We start from the raw sequence: 23,615 nt of genomic DNA on the forward strand, positions 1-23,615 counted from the left end.
CATGAGCGTGAAGCCCGCAATGCCTTGCCCTCCAACGATCGGCCGGTGCTAGACTGCCGAGCGAACTGGAGCACCTTGGCATTCTTCTCCTGAGAAGCAAGTAAATCCACCTACAAGGCGCCGGGTAGGCCATCGGTGCGTTGCGAGGCTGTGACAGCCACCCATATCTGTTCTTCAAAGGAATAGCATGAACGCAATCAAAGAAGCCCGCCGGATCATCACGGCCGATCCGAGCAGCGAAGAATCCCGGACTTTGGCCCGCCTGGTCCTGGCGCTGGAATCCGAGGCCGACTTTCCTCTCGCAAGTCTCTACGCGCTGAACCTTGGGACATTCTCCCTTTCGATGGAGATCCTGAAGGAATGGCGACTCGACCGCTACTACGCGCAAAAAGGAAAGCTGCTGGACGTGTCCTACCAGGTCAACATCCTGGCCTCGCACTGACCTTTGTCCGGTGCGGAGCGCGCCGTGATCCTTTCAAGCCAGTTCCGCGTGGTTGTGGAGGAAGTAAGCCCCGGTGCCTTTGCCTGGGCCGTGGTAGAGCACAAGGAAGCGGAGGCCGGCGACCGCCGGATCGCCCAGTCCCAGAAGTCGTTTCCAGAATTCGATGTCGCCTTGGAAGAGGGATTTGCGGCGCTGAAGGCGCTGCCGCAAAGCCCGCGCGCTGGCTGAAGCCGCGGCCAGACAGGCATGTTGGGCGAGGTCGAGCAGCGCGCTTGAGGGGCGGTCTTACGTCTTCGGCGCAAGCCGTGGGCCTGAGTCCTATCGCATGTGCGCCAAGTCCCGGACGTCTGACCGGACCGCCGCGCGATCGGCGCCATGAAGCGGCAGGTTGACAAACAACTCCAATCGGCGACGCAATGCATACAACATCTGGACCGCCGCATGCGCCACCACTTCCACGTGGCGATGTCGGCTGCATCCGGGAACGCCCATAGTGCGGAGTCAGGCTGACCGGGCCACTTTGGCTGAAATGATGACGTTGCCTCGTCAAGTGTGATGACAAACTCGGCGCGCGTTGCATTCGTTCGCATCAATGCATTCCAGTCGCGAGGTGGATAAACCGGAATCGGCATACTCGCGCTGCGCAAGGCGCCAATGGCTGCCGGATGGATGGCTTCGGCGATCATTCCCGGCTGCCCGCACGACAGCGCCAAGAACCGATTTGCCCCGAGGTGCTCAAGGCAGGCCTGCGCCAGGATGCTTCGCAAGGAATTGCGTCGCGAAACGAAGATCACCCCGGTGTTTTTCGACATGTGGCTTGAACTATAGCGAGGCAAACCTGACATCTGACTCCGACGTCAACGCCACCAAGTCTGTGTACCGCGCACCTGAAGCTGTCAAGGTGGCGTCACTAGACACTTACGAAAAGCAGGCGATGCCTCTGTAACAAGTTATGGCTGCTCTCCGTGGATTGGCCCGGTCTACCTGCACATCTAGGCAACCTGCGCGGGAAGTGATGCATGTGCGGCAATCCAGGTGAGAAAAGAGCGTCCAGCGCATCCGAATCGCGGACCTCTCGTCCACGGTTTCGAGCTCCAGGCAATTCGCGACTGAAGTTTCCCTTCAGGTGAAGCTTGCCGCTATTGCCTAGTCTCTAGAGACGGGACACGCTCAATCCACTATTGCCAGTTCGCTGCGATGACGGTATTCAGGCTGCTCTGATAGTTCACCGGAAGCGTTGTCTGACCGGCCGCAGGCGGCGAGAATGCCGCCATGGCCTGCACGAGGTTGTGCACCTGACTGTCGAGCAGAGTTTTCCCATCACTGGTCTTAAACTGTTCGACCTCAGTCGCCTTCATCGTGATCTTGTTGCTAGTTCCGATAATGCTGATTTCCAAAGAGTCGCCATTCTGACGGAACCACAATTGGTCAGCGGCAACGCCCGGTCCGAACAGCACTGTGTCTGTTTCGCCCTGTGCATCCCCGTCTTGCTGGATGACGTCGCTTCCTGAGCCTCGACCGAAGAGGAAGGTGTCATTCCCTGTCCCGCCTTTGAGGTAGTCCCAGCCGGCCGCACCATCCAGAATGTCGTCGCCTGCGTCCCCAATCAGGTAGTTGTTATCGCTGTTGCGCACTCTGAGCGTATCGTTGCCGTCTCCTCCGTGGAGATAGATTGTCCACATCCGGCCCAGGTTTTCCCCGTCCGCCTCGATGACGTTGTTCAATGCGTTGCCGTAGATTTCTGCAATGTCATCGCCGCCGCCGTTATGCACCGCGACCAGATTCTCGATGTTGGCAGCCAGATCGTAGCGCCCCTGAAAGAGGCTGGAGAAGATAGTGTCAACGCCTTCGCCAGCGAGTTCAACGACAACATCACCTAGGTCGTCGACCTTATAGGTGTCATTGCCCGCGCCGCCTGTCATGGTGTCGGCCCCCCAACCGCCGTCGAGCGTGTCGTTGCCTGCCGTTCCTCTCAGGATGTCGTTGCCCGAGGTCCCTGTGAACGTTTGCCCAACGGGCGCAGTCACGGTGAGTTGCAGGGGTTGATTTGCACTTGCGCCTGATCTGTCGGTCGCAGTGATCCGCAGGTCCAGATTTCCGGCGTCTGCAGGACCCGCCTTGCCGCTGAGTGTGCGCGTCGCCGCATCGAAGCTCAGCCAAGCGGGCAGCGCCGCACCGTTGCTGCGCGTGACTGTAAAGGAGAGCGTGTCGCCCGCGTCCGAATCCGCGAACATGGTCACAGGCAAGACGTAGCTCCACTGGACATCGCTGGCGATGGTTTGTGCAGCAACGGGAGTGCCAATCGTGGGTGCGTCATTTGTGTTGGCAATGGCCAGGGCCAGTGTCGTCGAGATATTTCCTCCCGCTGGATCAGTGGCGATCACCTTGAGCTCCACGGGACCCACGTCGGCGTTGAGCGGCGTTCCCGTGAAGGTCCGACTCGCCGCATCGAAGGAAAGCCAGGACGGCAAGGCTGCACCATTTGCCAGCGTTGCGCTGAGATTCAAGACCACGCCACTTGCAGTAGCAAACGTGTCGACAGGCAATACAAAGGTCCATGCAGTGTCTTCGACTGCATCCTGTGCATTCAGCAAATGCCGGACCGTGGGCGCGGACGCGATCGCGAGCGAATCGAACTTCGAGGCGCCCCAAGTCGTTCCATCAGCAAACTTGAACTGTCGTACGGGGCTGGCCTCGGAATTCGGATCGCCGTTCTGGAAGAAGCCCGCAATCAGCACCCGATCACCAGTGCCTGCAATGCTCAGTATCAGGTCCGCGCCATCTGCCGAACGTGTGGCCAAGACATCCGAAGTGAGAATGCCTTGCTTGAACTGCAACGTGCTGATCTGCGTCCGCGCTGTCTCTGTGCTCCGAATCTCATCGCCCCCGTCGCCACGGCCAAACAGGTAGGTGTTGCTGCCGGCTCCGCCATCCAGCAAATCATTGCCGGCGCCGCCGTCCAGGATGTCGTTGCCGTCGCCGCCTTTCAAGGTGTCCTGACCAGAAGCACCGAGGAGGGTGTCATCACCACCAAGCCCCTCAAGCGTGTCACCACTGCCAACAGCGGTCAGGGTATTGCGGTTCGAGTTTCCTCTCAGCAAATTGACCGAGGAGTTCCCCGTGCCATTGATGGCAGCGTCGCCGCTGAGAATCAGGTTCTCGACGTTGGCACCGAGGGTGTAGCTGATGCTTGAGACCACCGTATCAACACCCCAGCTCGTACCTGTGAAGCCTTGATGACCAAGTGCATTGAAAAAGCCCGAGCTGAGCATGTTGTCTGCTGCAAACTGGCCGGCGCTCGCAGGCATTGAGAAACTATCTCCTTGCTCCAGCACAACATCGTCGGCACTGTCCACCACATAGGTGTCGTCACCCGCTCCACCAGCCATGAAATCGGCTCCGCCACGCCCATCGAGATAGTTGTCGCCCTGATTGCCGAAAAGCGAATTGTTCAATCCATTGCCGGTGGCATCCAGATCTGCATTGCCTGCCAGTACCAGATTCTCAACGTTCCTTGTCAGGGAGAAGTCGATGTAGCTGATGACGGTGTCGTTTCCGGCATTGGCCTCCTCTATGACGATATCGAAGGCATTGCCGACGACGAAGACGTCGTTTCCGTCATCTCCTTGCATACGATCCGCATCGTTTCCGCCATACAGCCAGTCGTTGCCAGCTCCTCCGTAAAGGGTGTCATTGCCGTCATCGCCGTAAAGCACATCGTCACCAGCATCCCCGGACAGCGCATCGTTGCCATCGCCGCCATGCAGCCGATCACTTCCGTCACCGCCATAGAGGCGGTCATCGCCAGTTCCACCAGACACGGTATCCGCGCCAGCGCCTCCGAGGATGACGTCGTTTCCTTTGCCGCCATAAAGGGTGTCGCTTCCAGTGCCGCCATCGATGACGTCATTACCCGAATCGCCGTAGACGATATCGTCGCCGGCAGCGCCCCACACGATGTCGTCGCCCGCACCAGCATAAATTTGGTCTACAGCATCACTGCCTTGGACCTGGTCATTGCCCGCACCGCTTGACGTCGTTCCGCCCTGCGGAGCAACAGTGATCTTGTCGTCCGGGGTTGCACTGAATTCGTCGGTGCTTGCACCGAACTTGACATCGGCAAGTTGGCCAATGGATCCATCCACGCGTGTGTATTGACCAATGCCGTAGACAGTATTTCCCGAGATGGTACTTACTGCGTTATTGCTAGTCAGTGAAAGGGACTCAATCCCTCTTTGCGCGAGTGTGCGCAACTCGTCGGGCGTCTGTACGCCGTCTTCATTCGCGTCCTGCCAAACATAGAAGCTGTTCCACTTCTCATCAGCAGCTGACAGTTTTCCGTCGTGGTTCGTATCGAATGCGGCTAATCCCTGAAGATCAGTTTGCGCGCCTGGTACGTACCCCTTGAAGCGGATTTCGTCGCGCTGATTGATTGAACCATCGCCGTTGGCATCGTAAGCCAGAAGCCCATCAGTCCCGGCAATCCAGCCGGTTCGCTCCCGGATGCCATCGCCAGTGAAGTCGTAGAAGGCGTGTGACTCTCGCGCAGAGATGAAGCGAAAGCCATTTCCGTTGAGGTCGAGAACGATAGGCGCGCTTTCGCCACCGCCTTCTCCACCGCCGCCTTCTCCACCGCCACCTTCTCCACCGCCACCTTCTCCACCGCCACCCTCTCCACCGCCACCGCCTTCGCCGGAGCCCTCACCGGTACCTTCGCCGGACCCTTCGGTCTCCCCAGTTCCTTCAGTCTCACCCGTCCCTTCCGTCTCGGTCTCGGTCTCGGTCTCGGTCTCGGTCTCGGTCTCGGTCTCGGTCTCGGTCTCGGTCTCGGTCTCGGTCTCGGTCTCGGTCTCGGTCTCGGTTTCGGTCTCGGTTTCGGTTTCGGTTTCGGTTTCGGTTTCGGTTTCGGTTTCGGTTTCGGTTTCGGTTTCGGTCTCGGTCTCGGTTTCGGTTTCGGTCTCGGTCTCGGTCTCGGTCTCGGTCTCGGTCTCGGTTTCGGTTTCGGTCTCGGTCTCGGTCTCGGTCTCGGTCTCCGTCTCGGTTTCGGTCTCCGTCTCGGTCTCATCGGATTCGTCGGATTCGTCGGATTCGTCGGATTCGTCGGATTCGTCGGATTCGTCAGAAGTAGCGTCGCCATCTGCGGGGGCAGTGCTCGGGTTCCCACCTGGGCCATCGGGTCCGCCTTCTCCACCGACGGTCTCTCCATCCCAAATTCCGGCCCCGCTATGGAGCACATCCTCGTTCTCCACCTTGACCTGTAGGTCCGTCACCCCTCCGTGGCCATCACTGACGCGAACCACGAAAGCATCATCCTTGCCCTCGAGATCGCCGCCAAAATAACTCCACGCACCGGTCTGCTCGTTGAGAACCAAGGTGCCGTATCGCGTCGTCTGAACCAGCTTGTAGGTCAGCGCACTCGACGGATCATCTGCATCGCTTGCACTCACGACGCCTTGATGTGGTGTCGCAAGAGAGATCGGGCGCCAGGTAGATGCCGTGTCGCCAAAGGGTCCCGACATCACCCCGGTCCCCCAGTACATGGCTCCATCCCTGAACCCGATCAATCCGTCCTCCGAGGCCAGGGTTGCGTGCGCAAAACTGACGATGCCTTGGCCGTTGACCGGGCTGCCCAACACTGGATTGGCGGGCAATGCGTACGACACCACCTCCTGAGAACTGTCAGGGTCCACACGCCGCGAAGATTGCACCAGATCTTCCCAGCGGGCGAATCTTGTCCCCGTCGAACTACTGACCACCGGCGCATCATTGACTTGCGCAACATCCACAACCGCCGTGGCCACGCTCGTTTGCCCCGCGGCATCAACGATGCTGTAGCTAAAGCTGGCGGTCCCATTGAAGTTCGCCGACGGCGTGAACGTGATGGTCCGCTTCGTTGCATCAAATGAGGCACTGCCGCCCACTGTTGCCGTGATCGCCCCAAACGACAATGGGCCCGCGCCCTTATCGTTGTCGAGCAACTGGTCGATACTGACGGTGATCGCAGTATCTTCCAGACCATCCATCAACTCATCCACGGCAATCACCGAGCCGTCGGCGCTCAAATGCGTATGTGCTGAGCGCTCCGTGGAGTTGGTGCTCTTCGAGTAGTCATAGAGCGCCGAAGCCAGTAGGTTGGTCTCTCCGGTCTCCTTTACAACCAACAGGCTGTTGCCCGACATCTGGGTGATGAAGCCCGCGCTGTCGGCTTGCAATCCTGTTGCCGCCATGGACCGGCTCACGCCGTTGGCCGTGAAGCTCCCCGATCGGATGTCGAGCTCGCTGATACCCAGTTGGGCCAGCGTTCGCAGTTCGTGAGTCTGAATCTGGCCGTCGTGATTGATGTCTTGCCAGACATTCAAATGAGAAAAGACGGCATCAATGTTCGTGAGTTTTCCGTCGCCGTTGGCATCAATCTCGTTCAGTACGGACAACCCTCGCCTGCTCATATCGACTTGGGAGTCGCTGAACATCTCGTGGCCACCACTGATGCGACCGTCACCGTTTCGATCGAGCACCAGAATCCCGTCGCGCGCACTGATCCAGTTGGTTTCCTCGACGAATCCATCGTCGTCCACGTCGTAAAGGACGCTGCCGCCACTGGCTGCATCAGTCACCTGGATGCCGTTGCCATCGAGATCCAGAACGATTGGGCGAGCAGTTTGCGTGCTCTGGCCTGTGACGCCGCCAGCGTTGCCCGCCGAGGCATCACCAGGATCCGTCGCGTACAACTGGCCGGTGGCCTGTGCGAACTGCAATGTGGTGAAGCCGGGCACCGGGTTCGTACCGCTCGCAGCCTGCGCATCGATGGTTTGAACCATCCACTTTGGCGCGACAGCTCCGGCATCGAGGGCCTTCTCGATGAACAGCTGCGTCAGGCTCTTGAAGAAGTCCGGGCTGCTGGCCACATCGGATCCATCGGGAACCGCAATGAGATTACCGTCCTTGTCAAAGGCGCGGGCGGTCACCACGCCGGTCTTCTCATCGCGCCAGCTCAGCGTGAAAGCACCATCGCCTTGCGAATTTCCTGAGAAGCTCAGCCACGGTAAGCGTGCTGCGATGATGCCCATTCCCTCTGTATCCTGGATCACGGTTTCCAGTGCGGACATAAGGTGGTTCAGAGCATTCACGGTGGTCTGTTCGCCCCCGTCCCCTCCCTGCAGAAGCTGCGCATGGACGTGCTCACCGTCGCCATTGCTCAGGAAGACGCCCGATCCCCAAGGCTCAGGGTCGTCCTGGAGAATGCTGTAGGCAATTCCGACAATGGCGACGATCCAGCCGACTGGGCCCGCCCAACTCACACCAGCCGCGTCAAGGATGCCCAGGCCAGAGGACACGACGCCAAACTCATCACCATTGGAAATGGCGTTGAGCAGGCTCAGGTAGGGGACAATCTGGCCGATTCCAGCAGCGGCACCATCGACGAATCCCTGATCCTGTAGAAGCTCGAATGCCGCTTCGGAATTTCCGCTCGCAAAAAGATCAGCGATTTGCCCGTGCATCACGCGGCTGATCCCTCTCAGGGCATCTCTACTCAGGATCGCACCGCTGTTGATTGCGCCCAGGGCATCTCCACGGTCCAACGCGTCTCGCAGCCCAACCGCGGCGTTGACGCTGCCCAGCACAGTGGAAATATCGGTCAGTAGCTGGTAGTCCGCCTCCAACTGGGGTCTGCCTTGCGTGTCGTAGATGACCTGGCCGCTCCCATCAAGTTGTGCATGGCGCAGCACACTGGAAGCGATGCCGAAAACGCCGGAGGCGATGGGCAGTGGCTTGCCGCTTTTAAGGCCCGCAATCAGGCTCTGAACGCTTGTGAGCGCATCGCCGAAGCGGTGTGCATCAGCCGACGCGTACCAGCCGGCGGTGCCCGATTCGCTGCCCGGCGCGGAAGCCACGCCATCCGCGTCATTCGAATCGGCGGCAGCAATCAGTTGATTGACAGCACCATCGTTACGGCCCTGCCAAAAACCTTGGAGGTCAACCTCGAGTTCACCGAAGGCCGAATTGACAAGATCACCATCGATCACTGGTTGACCATCGATGGAAATAATACCGGTCAGGGAGATATTTCCCTCGGAAGTCAGGCTGGCGCGAAAGACAACAGATCTACCATCGATGACTTGTGACAAAGTGCCGGTCGAAGAGCTGCCGCCACTGCTTATTTCAAAAAGGCCATTTCGAATGACGTCCCCATCAACGTCCAGTTGTGTGATCGCGACTTCATCAGGCTGGGCAGCGCCCGGCAAATAGGTAGTAACCGTAGAAAATCTGCCACCAGTTACGGAGTCTGGAGATATTTCAGTGCGTCGAATGAGATTGTGATCGGCATCGAATACCTGAATGCTCTCCCTGTTAGTGTTGTAGTTCGAACTATCGACAATCGATGCACCGCCATCCAGAATGGAAGTGATTGTCTGAGAATTCAATCTCGGCGCTGCGGCGCCAACTCCAACATTTCCCCTGGGGTCATAGTTTTTTGTAATGGAGCCTGTTGCGGTGTTTGCCGTTACGGACCAATAACCATTGTCATCCTGAGTGACTGAAGTGATTTGCTGCTGCGTCAAGCCAGACCACGCTGCCGCATATTGGCGCATGTTTTGTTCAAAATAAGACGTGACTCCTGGGTCATTTGATGGCTGTGAATTCAGATAGGCATCTCGCGCGGCAATCACTGATTTATCGAACTTCTGCTGAGTTGTTAACGACGAATCAGCATTAATGGCGGCAAGAGCTACATCGATAGAGCTGCTCGCGCCCGCCGAAAAACTTATAGGGTCAACATAGAAGACCTTACCATCGACTGTAAATGGTATGCCCTGTAGTTCGTAGTCTGCTCGCCCCTCTGTAGCGACTGCACGGGCTTCAGTCAGGCTTCGCCCAATGCTGTAGTCGCCTGGAGATCTGTAGTCAGATGGATTGGCGATGCCGACAGCTGGATTTCGTGCATCCGCATCATGCGAGGCTTCATGCCCTCCTTCGATTGCAAGATAGAGGGCATTATTAAAAACATCCAAAGACGTCGGACCGGTCCTGAAGTAGGTCTGGTCGACGTAAATCGCCTTTGGAAGTTCTTCTGTTCCCACCGAATTATAGAAAATCCCGGTTCTTGTGCTTATTACATACGGCGTGTTGTTGGCAGCTGCAGCTTCATATCTCGCCACCAAAGTAGGCGATGAATTAATAATATCCATCTGAAGCTGAGTCCATTTTGCAGCAGGCAAATTGACGCCAGTCCCAACCTGGAAAAAACTTTGGCCATTGGCCATCTTCATGTCAAGCGATACTGCCATTTTTTAATTCCCCTCTTTGTATACGACTCCGACCACAATCTCTTTCAAACACCGATCACGGCCACCAATAGAAAAACCAACAAACTGCTCCTGGCTCGCCAAATACTTGCGCGCCCGGTGAAATGAAGGTGCATTCGGATCGCGTACGTCGTACATGAGGCTGGAGGGCTCATACACGAGGTCATGTGGAAAGAAGCGAGGTATTTTCCATTCCGGGAAACATCCTGGGGCCGGAAAAATCACCCGAAGAATTTTTCTCTTATTACTCGAAAATTCTTTGGAGACCGCTATTTTTTGACCGCGGAACACCCCACTCTTCATTTCAAATCCAACCCCCAGTGCTGGCCCTGAAAATGACTCCGGCTTAGTGTCTTTGGGAAATTCTCCTAATTTGTAGCCGATCCGTTTCTCGTAGAAGCTCTCATCGTCAAGTACACCGTTAACGAATCCATAATCAAGCTCCGCCAGAAGTTGCTCTACGGTGCTTATTTCCGAATTGGATTTTGGAGCCCCGGCACACCCTAAAAAGACGAGTGGAAATAAAACCCCTCCCGCAATCAAATGAGCAACTTCCGAGCGGGCAATCTTTGCCCTGCGATTCAAATAATTGCGTGCTTGAAGGATCAACATCTTCATGTTTGCCTCATTTTTTGATTGGCGCATCAGCTTTATTGGAATCCGCCTGATGGAGGTCCAATTCCTGAGGAGTGCGCTCTGTTGTTCCGGTCGAAGACGTGGAAAGTACGCCGGCTGATTGCGGCTTCGGGCCGCTCGCCGAAGCGACCAGGCCCACGCGATGCAGGAACTCCTGCACCTTTGGCTGCCAGATCCGGGGATACTTCGTGAAGAGGCCGTGCCCCCCGCCTTCGCCCTGAGGCGGGAACTGCACGAACTCGCCGTTTCCGCCCGCATCCTTGAAGGCCGAGAACCACTCACGCGGATAGGTGGGGCCGAAGTACTCGTCGTTCTCGGTGTAGATCCACAGGGTTGGAATGTGCGTAGTCTTCCCGTACTGAGCGAACATGCGTTCCAACAGTTGCGGCGCGCACGGGCGTTGTGGGCGGTTCTTGGGATCGCCGCCTCCACCGCCTGCAAAATTGATGGTGGCGATCACGCCTTCCGGACTCTTGGCAGCCGACGTGATGGCCACGGTCCCCCCGAAGGATTGCCCAACGAGCACAGAGCGCGTTCGATCTGCATCGGGGCGCGCACGAACGGCTTCCAGCACGGTCATCGTCTCTATCGCCGCTGCCTCATAGGCGGGCTCATAGCGCTTGACGTTGCACGCACCACTATCTTCGATATCCTCTCCACCGGTCACGCCGTAACCGATGCGCGTCGGAACAGCGACGATGAATCCTTGCGCCACAAAATACCGGGAGGCCACCGAATACCTGGCTCGTCCCATGTTGGCTCGCTCAACGGCATCGGCCGAGCGTCCATGATTGAGAATCAGGATGGGTGCCGGTGTCGGATTGCGGTCGTCCCAAAAGACTGTGACCTTGATCGCATGCTCGATCGGCTTGCCATACGCATTGCTGATCTTGACCGGCACATCCAATTGGTCTTCGTTCAAGGCGGCCGCAGCTTGGTGGCAGGCTCCCCACATCAGCAAGAGCCCGAGGATCAAGCCCGGAGGACAAAGCGGTGTCGTTTTCACGATCGTTGTCCCTCCTTGCCAGGCTCGCTTGCCTTCAGTTCCAACTTGGCGATGGCGGCGCTGACATGCTCAATGTCTTTGAAAGTTGCAACGCCTGCGATGCGACTGAGGAAAGCGTCCTTGGAAGCTTCGGTTTCCAGTAGGACCTGGGCAGCCTCGTCCATCTCGCTCAAGATATCTTGAGCAGCCTCTGCCAGCGGTTGCTTGCGCGCCGCCGCGTAACTCAGAAGCGTGGCTCCGTCCAGCCCCGGCGGCATGGCGCCTCCCGCGGCCAAAACAGCCTGCGCGATGCGTGCTCGATGCTTGAGCACCAGGTCGTCCAACAGATAGTGCGAGACATAGGGGCGGCGCAGTCCGTTGACACGTTCCCGCAGTTGGATGCGCAAGCGAAGCTGCTCACGAGCCAACTCGTCCGCAGCGGGGACGGCGACGATGGTTCGCGGCGTCGTGTGCGAAGGCTGGACCGCGAAGCGCGCATTGAGCTCTGGGGCGACCTCTTCCAGCAGGCGGGCGCGCAGATCAATCAATTCCGTTTGCGTGCGTGCTTCGTCGATCGACACGGTGAGACTCTCACGCAGCGCTTCCGTCTCGCGCAGCATCCGGGCTTGTGCTTCGTGTGCGTCCACGACACGCTGCGCCATCTCGCGCACGGTGCAGCGTCTCGCGGCCGCCGCGGCAAGCAGATAGCCTCCGGACGAAGGTTGCATGCCTTGCTCGATGAGCTCACGCGCCTCCTGGAGCTTCTCCTCGCGGACCTGCTCACCCAGGACACTCGATGGTGCATAAGGACGCCGGACCGTGTCGATCTTTTCCCGAAGCAGCGTTCTAAGCGCGTCCTTGTTGTTCTCCAGAAGAGGATCGACGCCTTGCCTGGGCTTGGCGGCACCAGCATCAACGAACTCATGGCCATTGAATCGCCAGCGCCAGCAATTGCGCAACGTCATTCCCTTGGGCAGTGAGCCGCGAAAGGGACTGACGTAGTACCAATCCCCCTGACCCGGGGGCACGTAGTCCGGATCATCCGTGAAATAGACTACCCGATAGGACTTGACCTGACTGACGACGAGCCAGTCCGTCTCAACGAACGCGGGAGTCACGACTCTGGGGCCTTCGCCCGGTCTTTCGGCCACTTCAGTTTTCATAGTAAGGATGGATATCGAACGCCAATAGACCGGACGTATTGCTCGCTGCCACTAGCGTTCCGTTGCGCAGGGTGGGGGGCTGATGGAAGGTCCCTGGCAGCTTTCCTTCCCAGACCTTGATTTCCCGCTGCGGATCGAACACCGCGAGGTGGCCTTCTCGTGACAGAACCGCGCAAAAGCGCCCATAAGGAACAGCCTGCCAGCAGCCAGGGCTGCGAAGGCGACTGAGCCAACGCAATTCGCCGGTCTCGACATCAAAGGCGCTGATGTGCCATTTGCCATCCATCACGATGACGCAGTCATTCATGACGAGCGGGAACTGATGCCAGAGTCCTTCGCCATACCGCACGCTCCAGATGAGCGCACCGTTCGAGGCGTTGCGACATTCGAGATGCCCACGCTCGGTTGCGGTGAGAATCAGATATCCGATTGACGTCTCAACCAGCGATGGGCGACCTCGAACCAGACCTTTCGTCTGGGTTTTCCATGCGAGCTCCCCTGTTGTCGTGCGCAAAGCGATCAGTGCTTCGTCATTGCAAGGCGCAATGACAAGGCCAACCTCGGGACACAGCAAGGAGCTCCCTGGAGGCCACCAGGCATGCTCCCGCTTCCACAGGAATCGGCCTGTCTCGAGGTCAAGGCACTGAAGGTGGCCGATGGGTCGACCTTCATTCCATTGCTCCGTATTGATGAAGACGCGCTGATGCACCTCGTCGATGCAGGGGGTGGCGTGGATGCTCGAGTCGATCTTGCGCCGCCACAAAGGCTCCCCGGTCGTCGCATCGAGCCGGGTGACCGTACCGTCGTAACAGCCATAGATAACACTTCGGCCCACGCCTTGCAGCAACTGCACAATGCCCTTTTTTGGTCGAGCGAGACTCGGCGTCATCCATTCGATTTCGCCCGTTTGCAGGTGATGGCGCCAGACTTGGCTGTGATCGTCCGCTACCAGTACCGCGTCATCAACGATGACAGGCGCACATTTGGTGGGGTAGCCCGTTGCGTGGTTCAACGCGAATCGCCACCACCGCGGCTCTTCCGAAACGAAATCGGGTGCGCCTCCCTTCATCAAAGGCGGCATGGCATCAAAGCAATCCCTCGATAGACCGATGTCATGGCGTGTGAACAAGGCAAGAACCGGTGCAGTGGAGACTCCGATCTGCCGAGAGCCCAGCGGCTCCCACATGTCGAAGAACAACCCGACGGCGCGCAGTTCGACGGCGACTTTGTCGGCAGAGAGCGCTTTCTTGACCAGTGGTAGCGCTGAACCGGCTTTCATGAAATCGTCGACGAAGACAGCACGCTTTCCATTCGCTGCAAAGCGATTGCCCTCAACCCATTTCTTCTGGTTGCGATCCTTGCGCTGGTCACGCACCATCAGCACCTGCAGATTTCGACCTTCGTTGAGAGCAGCGGCGGCGATGCCGTAGAGAAGTGGCGTCGAGCCAAAGCCTGGCCCGACCAGCACTTCCGGTTTGAAGTCGCGCAGCAACTCCCACATCAGGACTCCTGCGTATTGCGCGTTCTTGGCGTCGGTGAGAAGAACGCGAAAATCGAAGCTCAGTTGCTCACCAAACCGCATCCCCGTGCTGTAGATCTGCCGCCTCAGATACTCCCATTCCGGTCTGTGTCGGATGCGTTCGGGAAGGCCGGGCGGCCGGCGACCATATTCTTGGACAGTTGACAATACCGCGCTCAATTCAACGCTCCCTCAAACTCTCGCTCGTTGCTCTTTGAACTGGGCTGAGCAGGAACTCGATGATTCGCCGTTTGCCCGTCTTGATCTCCGCAGTGAGGTTCATCCCCGGAGACAGCTTGATCGGCCTGCCATCCACATCGATGGTTGTCGAACTCAGGTTGAGCGTGACGGGGAAGATCGCCCCGCGCTTCTCGTCATTGACCGCATCGGCCGTCACCGTCTTCACGGTCGCGTTCACCGTGCCGTAGCGCGTGTACGGGAACGTCTCCAGCTTGATCGCCGCTTCCTGCGTCGGACTCACGAAGCCGATGTCCTTGTTCTCCAGCGTCACCTCGGCCGTCACCTGCGCCCCGTCGGGCACGATCACCATCAGCGGCTGCGCTTCCGTGACCACCCCGCCTTCGGTGTGCGCGGCCAGTTGCTGCACCGTGCCTGCCACTGGGGCCTTCAACGTGGTCAGCCGCTCGCGTTGACCCGCCTTGGCCAGGTCCTGCGTGCCTTGCTGGCGCTTGAGTTCGGCTGCAGCTTCCCGCGTCCTCAGGCTGTGCTTCGTCTCGGCGATGTAGGCCGCTCTGGTGTTCTCGCTCTCCCTCAGCGTGGCGTTGGCTTCCGCCAATCTCGCTCGCTGGGTTGCAAGGTCCCGCTCCATCTCGATGCGCTCGCGCGTGCGGTCCTGGTTCGCATGGCTGGACATGAAGCCCTGGTCGGCCAACTGGCGGAAGTCGGCTTCTCTTTGTCTTGCGATGGGGAGCGTCGTCTCCAGCTTGGTGACCACCTCGCGCGCAGTCGCAATCTCGGCCTGCCGCCGGTTGATCTCGGCGGCCGCCTTGGCCAGCTTGGCCGTGATGTCGCTCCATTCGTCATTCAGCTCCGCGCGGGCTGAACTCAGGTCTTCGTCGGTCCAGCCTTGTGGAATCGTCTTGCCTAGATCCGGCACATGTCCGTCAGCGGCGTTGGGAGTAGTCGTCAGGGCCTTCAGCAGTGCCCGAGTCCGCATGACCTCGGACTGCGCCGACTTCAGTTGCTCATTGACGTTCGTCCTGTCCGCAGTCGCCATCGTGGGATCGAGCTCGACCAGCGGTTGGCCTGCTTCGACATGGTCGCCATCCCTTACCAGCACCCGCTTGACCACGCTCACCTCCAGCGGCTGGATGATCTTGGTGCGCTCGCTCACGATGATCTTGCCCGGCGCCACCGCCACGATGTCGACCTGTCCGAAGATGGACCACGCCAGCGCGATGAGGAACAGTGCAATCAGCGCGTAGGCCAGCCGCCTGGGAGCCGGGTGTACGGGGGTGTCCTGCAGGCTCAGTGCTGCGGGCAGGAAGGCGGCTTCGTCGGCCAGACGCTTCGGGCCGGCCAGTTCGTGGCGGTGCTTCCAGGCGGCCTTGAAGATCGCGCCGTAGCACCCCAGCAGCTCGAACACCGGATGGCGAACACTGGGTGCATTGGCCGCAGGAGCAGTGGTGGAGACTTCTGGCGTCATGCGGGAGCTCCTATGCCCTTCGAGCCTTCCGTCTCCGTCGGATGCCCACCACCCTGCATGTTCCACAGGTGCGCATAGATGCCCTTGGGCCTGCTCAGCAGGCTCTCGTGCGTGCCGCCTTCGACGATCTTGCCCTTGTCCATCACGATGATGCGGTTGGCATGGCGCACCGCGCTCAGGCGGTGGGCAATGATGAAGACCGTTCGCCCCCTGCAGATGTGCGCCATGTTGCGCTGCACGATGGCCTCGCTCTCGTAGTCCAGCGCGCTGGTGGCCTCGTCGAAGATCAGGATGCGCGGGTGGGTGAAGAGAGCCCGGGCGATGGCGATGCGCTGGCGCTGCCCACCGGACAAGGAGGCTCCTTGCTCACCCACCATGGTGTCGTAGCCCTCGGGCAGCTCGCTGATGAACTCGTGGGCCCCGGCCAACTGGGCAGCCTGGATCACCGCGTCCAGCGGCGCCGCCGGGTCGACGATGGCGATGTTCTCCCGCACGCTACGGTTGAAGAGGGTGTTCTCCTGCAGCACCACGCCCACCTGCCTTCTGAGCTGGGCTGCATCGATCAGGCTGATGTCGATGCCGTCGACGAGCAAGCGCCCTTGCTCGGGCGAGTACAGCCGCTGGATGAGCTTGGTCAGCGTGCTCTTGCCCGAGCCCGAGCGCCCGACGATGCCGATGACCTCGCCGGGGCGCACATCGAGGCTGACGCCGTTGAGCACGGGGGCTGCCTCGGGGCGGTAGCGGAAAGTGAGGTTGTCCAGCGTCACGCGGCCCTTCAGAGCCGGGAGCTGGGCGGCGGTGCTCGGCGGTACCTCGGTGCGGGTGTTGAGGATGTCCCCGAGCCGGGCCATGGAGATGCCGGTCTGCTGGAAGTCTGTCCACAGCTGGGCCATGCGCATGATGGGCTGCGACACGCGCTGGGCGAACATGTTGAAGGCGACGAACTGGCCGACGGTGAGTTCGTTGCTCATCACGAGGTGCGCGCCGTACCAGAGGGTGGCGGCATTGACGAGCTTGCCAATGAGGTTGACGCCTTCGTGCGCCCAGCTTGCGAGGTTCTGGGTTCTGAAGCTGGCCGAGACGTAAGCCGCGAGTTGGTTGTCCCAGCGCCGGGCGAAGGCGGGTTCGAGCGCGGTGGCCTTGACGGTCTGCACGGCACTGACGGTCTCCACCAGCATGGCCTGGTTCTCTGCGCCGCGTGCGAACTTCTCGTCCAGACGCCGGCGCAGGATGGGCACCACCGCCAGGCTCAGGCCGAAGTACAGCGGCATGCTCGCGAGCACGATCAGGGTCAGCGGCACGCTGTAGAACAGCATGACGGCGACGAAGACGATGGAGAAGACAACGTCCAGCAGCACCGTCAAGGCGTTGCCGGTCAGGAAGCTGCGGATGTTCTCGAGTTCGCGCACGCGGGCGACCGAATCGCCGACGCGCCGGGCCTGGAAGTAGGCCAAGGGCAACTGCACGAGGTGACGAAAAAGGCGCGCACCGAGCTCGACGTCGATGCGGTTCGTGGTGTGGCTGAAGACGTAGCTCCGAAGGCCATTGAGCAGCGACTCGAAGATGACGACGACCAGCAGGCCGATGACGAGCACATCGAGCGTGGTGAGGCCGCGGTGCACGAGCACCTTGTCCATGACGACCTGGAAGAACAGCGGGCTGACCAGCGCGAACAGTTGCAGGATGAAGGAGATGAAGAGCACCTCGCCGAGCAGCTTGCGATGCTTGACCAAGCTGGGGATGAACCAGGAGAAGTCGAACTTAGCGAGTTCGCCTGCGAGGCTTGCGCGGCTGGTGATGAGGATGAGTTCGCCTGTCCAGTGCGAGGCGAAGACTTCCAGGGGTTCGATGACGGGGCGGCCGTTGGCAGCGGAAGGGTCTTGCAGCAGGACGCGTTGGGCATCGCATTGGGCGAGGATGACGAAGCGTTCCTGGCCGGATTCATCGCGCAGCACTGCCAATGCTGGCAGCGGCGTCAGGGACAGGCGATCGAGCGTCGTGCGGGAGGACTTGGCCTTCAGGCCCAGGTGTTTGGCTGCGCGCAGCAGCGTGGCGGTGTCGACAGCTTCAGAGGATGCGAGACCCAGCTGATGGGAAAGCAGCGACGCATCGGCTGCGATCTGGTGGAAGCGTGCGAGGGTGCAGAGTGCAACCAGCGCAGGAAGCACTCCACTTGCCGTCGTGGCCGAACTCGCTGCTGCGGTTTCCCACGCAGCAGCGCCTTTTTCTGCATCTCCCACTCCTCATCCCCCGAGTGTTGTTGTATCTCTTGAACGGGAACCCTCAACTGGCGGAGATCTATGTCCCGGCGCAGTAAGAAAAAGTCATCGTGCGCCGGAAATATGTCAAAAACATTACAAACAACTCGTGCTTCTTTTTCTTCAGGCGCGATGCGGCTCTCGGGCGCTTGCATCAAGCTAATGACGAAGAACGCCAGACGCTCATGCGGTTGTGAGAATGCACTCCCAAGGCGTTGCTACGCTGGTGCAAATTGCGCATTCCTTGTCGACATACTCAAAGTCGAGCAGCCGGCCTCTTGAAGCCGATCAACACTGGCAGTCTCCAACACGGCGCCCAAAGCATCCTTGTCTGATGCTGCCCCAAACACACGTTCAATCAATCCGATCCTCCGGAGAGGTCTGCGGCGCAAAAGTCCGGCCGGAGGATTCAGAGGTCCATGGAAGCGCGATTCGCATTTAGCGACAGCAAATTTGAATCCATTCGCATTTTTCGACGTCGCTTACGGATGATGTCGGAGTCGGATGTCAGGTGCTGCGCATGACCCAGGGCACTTCTTGCGGAAATATATGCCAAGCGGATGGCAAGTTGAGCGTTTTGCAGTACCTCGCTCTACCCCCAGCTTGGTGCATTTTTGACAGATCGCACTGGCTTTCGCCTGCGGTCGAAGTCGCGCAAAAGAAAATGAATCGGCCATCTGGCTTATCACTTTCTAGTGTGGACTGAGGCCTACTTTTGCCTTAGATTCGGCCGATCGAACTGAAATCAATCGCTCGCAGCCATTGAAGATCGCTGCCATCAATGCGTCAGGAGGAGAGCTTGACTGGTGGACTGCATATGGATCGCCGCCGCTTTGTGGCCCAGTTAGCCGCCGCTGCGTGTGCAAGTCGCTTGCTAAGCGGATGCACGCCCGCGCAGCTTCAATCCAGCTCGCGGGCACCTCCCTTTTTGATTGATGTTCATTGCCACGTGTTCAATGCCTCGGATTTGCCTGTCCGCGGATTCATACAACAAGTGGCACTTGGTGATGAACAACATCAAGTCGCTTTAGGCCCAGCTGATCGGGCAGCACTGCCGTGGCTTGCCGCAGTGCTCGTCGAAATGCTTGGGAGTGGCGCCAAAACTGCTGACGCGGAATTGGCAGAGCTTCAACGAGGAAGCTCAAGCGGTACGGCTGGCGCATCGCGAGCCGAGCAGGCGTTGACTGATTCCATCAGCGTTGTGCTCGGCACAGATGGCCGAACTCGGCGGAGCAGTTTGACTGTACCGCTTCCAACGGATGGCACGGGTCGATCACTGCTGCTATCTCGAATCGATCAAGAGACGAGGCGCACAGGTCGAACCAATCTGGTTACGCCCGAAGATGCACGCGAAATGGCGCGTGGACTGTTGAGCGGCAGCGGCGAGATTTCGCGCTATATACAGTGGATTCAAGTTTTGCTTTTGGACCGTCGAGACATCGTTTCTCGGCTGGTGTCTCTCTATGCGCCGGAGGGCAAGTCCTGCCTGTTCACCCCAGCACTTATCGATTTCAGCTATTGGCTGGAAGATGACCCTAGGTCCAGCCTTGAGTCGCAAGTGCGCGTTATGGACATGATTCAGAGACTGCAAGGGCTAGCCGCGCTTCGCTGTTTCGCGCCGTTTGATCCTTGGAGGCAACTCGTCGGAGCTAGCGGCGCCGAACAGCGACGTGCGCTTGAAATCGTGAGATGGGCCGTCGAGGATATGGGCTTCATCGGCGTCAAGCTTTATCCGCCAATGGGCTTTCGACCGGCTGACAACGCAAACATTCGTCAGAACTACCCCGAGCGCGCCGCCAGCATTCCCGGCTTCCCGGCTCGACTCGACGGTGCCCTTGCCCAGTTGTACGAGTACGCGCAGAAAAGCGGTGTACCGATCATGGCGCATACTGCTCACAGCAATGGTGCAGCGCCCGGCTATGCTGACCGAGCAAGTCCGCAAGGTTGGCGACCCGTACTCCGGCGCTATCCGGAACTCAGCGTCAACTTTGCGCACTTCGGCGGGTTTGAACAAAGCAGAGCCAAGCCGCCTTCAGCCGACTGGGAGGCAATCTTCGGCGGTCTCCAGCGCGAGTTTGGAAGTGATCGGCTCTTCGCAGACATGAGTTATCTGGCGGAGCTTCTTCCAGGGCGGGACACTACCGTCGCCGAACATGTGCGGCAATCATTGCGCCAATACATCAACTCAAACGACGTATGGATGCGATCGTTGATGTACGGCAGCGACTGGATCATGCTCGGGAAAGAGCAAGGCTTCGAAGCATACGAGCACGCGATCGCGGCTGAACTGACGTCGATCCAAATCACGGCTGCGCAGGCCGGAAGATTCTTTGGCGGTAACGCTGTTCGCTATCTCGGCTTGAAAAGAGGTCGGGCTAACCGCCAGCGCATCGATCGGTACAACACGCGACACGGCCTCTCTACGAAGTGGCTTGAGGTCATCGATGCGCTGCCAGAGGGACTGACATCATGAAGCGAATGGTCGGACACCACTTGCGTAGCTGTGTTGGTTTTTTCGCCTTCTGCGTAGCCTCCCTAAGTGCAGGCGCAGAAGACTACCTCTACGAAAGACCGCCTGCACGACTTGCACTGGTCGTTGGAGTCGAAACCTATAAGTTCATTCCGTCATTGCCAAGCGTCAAGGCAGACCGTTTGGAAATCGCTAAAAAGCTCGAAGCACTTGACTTCAAAGTTACGGTTGCACCGGACATACAGTCGATGAACCAGTTCGAAGAAGATATTCTTCCAGCATTTCGGCGCACGATCAGCGAAGGAGACATAGTTCTGTTCTATTTCTCCGGCCATGGGTTTTCGTACGGCGCCAGCAACTACATCGCACCCGCGAACCTCAAGCCCCCGGTTCACTACTTGAACCTGAGCAATTCGGCCGCAGCACTGGAGAATATTCAAGATTACCTTGGCAAGCGCCAGCCTGGCGTGTTGATAATGATGCTGGATGCGTGCCGGACCATCGCGAACTTTGTCATAACGGGCCCGAACAACGAGAACCTAGTCGGCAAGGGCACTGGGGATACGCCCGCCAGGACAAATGGGGTCAACACTCTCGTCGGCTTCGCGGCGAAGCCCGGCACGGCCGCTTTGGCTAGATCGCAGCCCGGACGAATGAGCCCGTTTACCGAAGGCTTGACAATGCGCCTGCCTTCCCCTGCTACCGAGTTTGGCGTTGTGTTCAAAGACGTCAGTGAGGACGTTTTAACGGCTACCGGTGCGGTCCAACAACCCGGATTGATGGACTGGTCGACAGCGAACCTTTACCTCCAGCCGACCGATGCCCTTGTGGCGCAGCAAAAACTTGCATGGCAAGCGGCACTGAGCACCGGGAAGTTCTCTGAGATCTTGCGTTTCAGTCGTCGCAATGCGGCAAGTCCGTTCGCAGCTGCTGCACGGCAGTGGCTGAGAGACCATGCGGAACTGGCCGACTCGCAACAAGCGTCCTTCGTCTCTCCGGCGGCTATAGAGCGCCTTTGGGGACCGAAGTCACAGCAGTTCGACATTGCGTGGGTATCTTCCGGCTTAGGCTTCGAGCAACGATACGTAGAGCTTCCAAACGCGAGCTTGAGTGAAGCAAACTTTGGTTTCGTGAACGCCGGATATGACAAGAGAACGGCCGCACGCGCCGACGTCTACAACCAACTCGCAGCATACGTCGCGCATGGCTCCGCAGTCACGACGACCGACCTCGTCGCGACGATCAATCCCTCCAGCACGGCCGCGCTCACCAGGGGTATTCCCGCTGGCTCGCGGCTCATTGCTCAGAGCGTCGAGCGTCGTACCGATGGCTCAGCTTGGCTCGCCGCCACGCTACCTGGCAGCGACGAGCGTTTGTACGTTATGGCTCAGAGTAATCCGGTCATCAATATTCACCCAGGCGAGAGTCTTCTCGAGATACTTGCCCCACCATCGCGCGACGGCTTTAATGATTTACTCGATGCGCGACCGCTTCAAGACGCGTTGACCCGTCTGGTCAGCGAGAAGCGAACGATCTCATGGGTGTCGATCGCAACGGCGAAGACCTCGAACGCGAAAGACGCGGGAGCGAGGCAGGCACGGGCCACCCATGCGTTGTACGTACTTAGGAAAAATGGCATCGATGAGCGTCGAATCACCACGCTTGTTTCGGCCTCGGACATGTCGGGTGAGAACATTCGCATACGGTTTTTTGGTCGCTAGTCCAATTTTCCCATCACGAGGGCCCTATGAAAAGCTTCCTTCGCATCGCTTTACAGGTCGGACTGTCATTGAGTCTTCTTAGTCTGAGTGCGGTTGCGCAGACGCAGCCAGTCTCCACCGCATCAAGGTTGGCAGACACTCCCGTCGTCGGGTCAGATGACTATGAGCAAGCAGTGAAAGCTTTCTTCGAGGGACGTGAGCCAAAGATTGTGAATGGAATTCCGGCTTCGATATCGGACTTTCCTTGGCAAGTGTCACTGGGCATCTCCTGGATTGCAGACGAATATCGAGCACACTTCTGCGGTGGAAGTGTGTACTCGGCAACTTGGATTGTCACAGCAGCTCACTGCGTGGTCAGAACGTCGGCTAGAGATATCATCGTGACGGCTGGCACCGATCAGCTTGGTAAGAACGGTGTTCGACGAAACGTTCGGCGCATCATCGTGAAGTCTGACTACGCCGCCAAGACTCACGACAACGACATTGCTTTGCTTGAGCTTACATCGCCGCTACCGTTGGATGACACCAAACGGATCAAGCCAATCGCGCTGCTGTCCAGTAGCGAAGATCAGCTAGGGCTGAAAGAGGGTGTATCACTTAGCGTTTCAGGGTGGGGGGCGACTCAATCCGGCGGCGATGCTGTACGGAAACTTCAGTTCGTCGCGGTGCCAGTCGTTGCCACGAAGAGCTGCAACAGAGCGCTGGCTTATGACGGTCAAGTCACAAACAACATGATATGTGCTGGGAAGATGACTGGTGGCACCGATTCCTGCCAAGGTGATAGTGGCGGCCCGCTCGTGTTGGAGCCGTCTACGAATCCGCGTTTGGCGGGCATCGTGAGTTGGGGAGAGGGCTGCGCGCAGCCGAACAAGGTTGGCGTGTACACGCGCGTCACGAACTATATCTCTTGGATCTCAGCGTGCACGGCTAGTCCTTCGTCGTGCCCGTAAGCTCGTCACGACGTAAACAGTCAATAAACCACGTCCTTGCGCGAGGCGCGGCACAATGTCTCCATGCCAAACATCGCCTCGATCCTCAAAGCCGAAATCTCCCGCGTTGCTCGCAAAGAAGTGCGCGCTGAGATCGAAACGCTCAAGAAGGTATCCGTCGCGCATCGCTCATCGATTGCTGAACTACGTCGCCAAGTCAATGCGCTCGAGAAAGAACTGCGTCGTCTTGTGAAGGGAACGATGCGTCCCGCCGCAGCGTCGGATTCGGATGATCAAACGTCAGCAGGCACGAAGCGCCGATTCAGCGCAACTAGGTTAGCGGCGCATCGCGCAAAGGTTGGTCTGTCCGCAGCGAACTATGGACAGTTGGTGGGCGTGTCCGGACAGACGATCTACCACTGGGAACAAGGTAAGGCGCGCCCACGGGCAGCGCAGCTCGAAAGTCTTGCGGCGGTGCGAAACCTCGGTGCGCGCGAATGTTGATTTCCATGCAATCCTGA

13 protein-coding genes are annotated in these 23,615 nt (G+C 58.7%); 6 read left to right on the forward strand and 7 right to left on the reverse strand.

Annotation, left to right across the window (positions count from 1 at the left end):
* Nucleotides 1-187: 187 nt before the first annotated feature.
* On the forward strand, nt 188-442 hold the full coding sequence (locus tag EJP67_RS10565; RefSeq protein ID WP_126021646.1) for a hypothetical protein: 255 nt from the start codon (nt 188-190) through the stop codon (nt 440-442).
* Between the two features lie 24 nt (nt 443-466).
* Nucleotides 467-670, forward strand: coding sequence for a hypothetical protein (locus EJP67_RS10570; RefSeq protein WP_126021647.1), 204 nt, complete (start codon nt 467-469; stop codon nt 668-670).
* A gap of 950 nt (nt 671-1,620) precedes the next feature.
* Here the strand turns inward: EJP67_RS10570 and EJP67_RS34115 are convergent.
* Genes EJP67_RS34115 through EJP67_RS10645 form a run of 7 tightly spaced genes read right to left on the reverse strand, consistent with a single transcriptional unit; the run spans nt 1,621 to nt 17,884 of the window.
* Entirely contained in the window at nt 1,621-9,729 is an 8,109-nt protein-coding gene (locus tag EJP67_RS34115) for a putative Ig domain-containing protein (protein ID WP_206169481.1), read from the reverse strand.
* Nucleotides 9,730-9,732: 3 nt separating this feature from the next.
* On the reverse strand, nt 9,733-10,365 hold the full coding sequence (locus EJP67_RS10620) for a hypothetical protein (RefSeq protein ID WP_126021648.1): 633 nt from the start codon (nt 10,363-10,365) through the stop codon (nt 9,733-9,735).
* Between the two features lie 7 nt (nt 10,366-10,372).
* Nucleotides 10,373-11,389 (reverse strand): alpha/beta hydrolase family protein, encoded by a 1,017-nt coding sequence (locus EJP67_RS10625; protein WP_240650592.1) that lies wholly within the window; start codon nt 11,387-11,389, stop codon nt 10,373-10,375.
* Complete coding sequence (locus EJP67_RS10630) at nt 11,386-12,486, reverse strand: hypothetical protein (RefSeq protein ID WP_126021649.1); 1,101 nt, start codon at nt 12,484-12,486, stop codon at nt 11,386-11,388. Before EJP67_RS10630 ends, EJP67_RS10625 begins: the two co-directional genes overlap by 4 nt.
* Before the next feature lie 34 nt (nt 12,487-12,520).
* Nucleotides 12,521-14,230 (reverse strand): outer membrane protein assembly factor BamB family protein, encoded by a 1,710-nt coding sequence (locus EJP67_RS10635; RefSeq protein WP_126021650.1) that lies wholly within the window; start codon nt 14,228-14,230, stop codon nt 12,521-12,523.
* Nucleotide 14,231: 1 nt separating this feature from the next.
* Nucleotides 14,232-15,716: an HlyD family type I secretion periplasmic adaptor subunit gene (locus EJP67_RS10640; protein ID WP_126021651.1), complete on the reverse strand. Its 1,485-nt coding sequence runs from the start codon at nt 15,714-15,716 to the stop codon at nt 14,232-14,234.
* Nucleotides 15,713-17,884 carry a type I secretion system permease/ATPase gene (locus EJP67_RS10645; RefSeq protein WP_165909603.1) on the reverse strand — a complete coding sequence of 724 codons (2,172 nt, stop codon included), beginning with the start codon at nt 17,882-17,884 and terminating at the stop codon, nt 15,713-15,715. Before EJP67_RS10645 ends, EJP67_RS10640 begins: the two co-directional genes overlap by 4 nt.
* Nucleotides 17,885-18,791: 907 nt before the next feature.
* Here EJP67_RS10645 and EJP67_RS10650 point away from each other — a divergent pair.
* The 4 genes from EJP67_RS10650 (at nt 18,792) to EJP67_RS10665 (ending at nt 23,598) form a co-directional block, all read left to right on the forward strand.
* Complete coding sequence (locus EJP67_RS10650) at nt 18,792-20,447, forward strand: amidohydrolase family protein (RefSeq protein ID WP_165909604.1); 1,656 nt, start codon at nt 18,792-18,794, stop codon at nt 20,445-20,447.
* Nucleotides 20,444-22,165: a caspase family protein gene (locus tag EJP67_RS10655; RefSeq protein ID WP_126021654.1), complete on the forward strand. Its 1,722-nt coding sequence runs from the start codon at nt 20,444-20,446 to the stop codon at nt 22,163-22,165. The genes EJP67_RS10650 and EJP67_RS10655 overlap by 4 nt, the downstream gene beginning before the upstream one ends.
* 26 nt (nt 22,166-22,191) lie before the next feature.
* Complete coding sequence (locus EJP67_RS10660) at nt 22,192-23,115, forward strand: serine protease (protein WP_126021655.1); 924 nt, start codon at nt 22,192-22,194, stop codon at nt 23,113-23,115.
* Nucleotides 23,116-23,178: 63 nt separating this feature from the next.
* Nucleotides 23,179-23,598: a helix-turn-helix domain-containing protein gene (locus EJP67_RS10665; RefSeq protein WP_126021656.1), complete on the forward strand. Its 420-nt coding sequence runs from the start codon at nt 23,179-23,181 to the stop codon at nt 23,596-23,598.
* The last annotated feature ends 17 nt before the right edge of the window (nt 23,599-23,615 follow it).

The organism is Variovorax guangxiensis (assembly GCF_003952165.1).
GTDB lineage: Bacteria > Pseudomonadota > Gammaproteobacteria > Burkholderiales > Burkholderiaceae_C > Variovorax > Variovorax guangxiensis.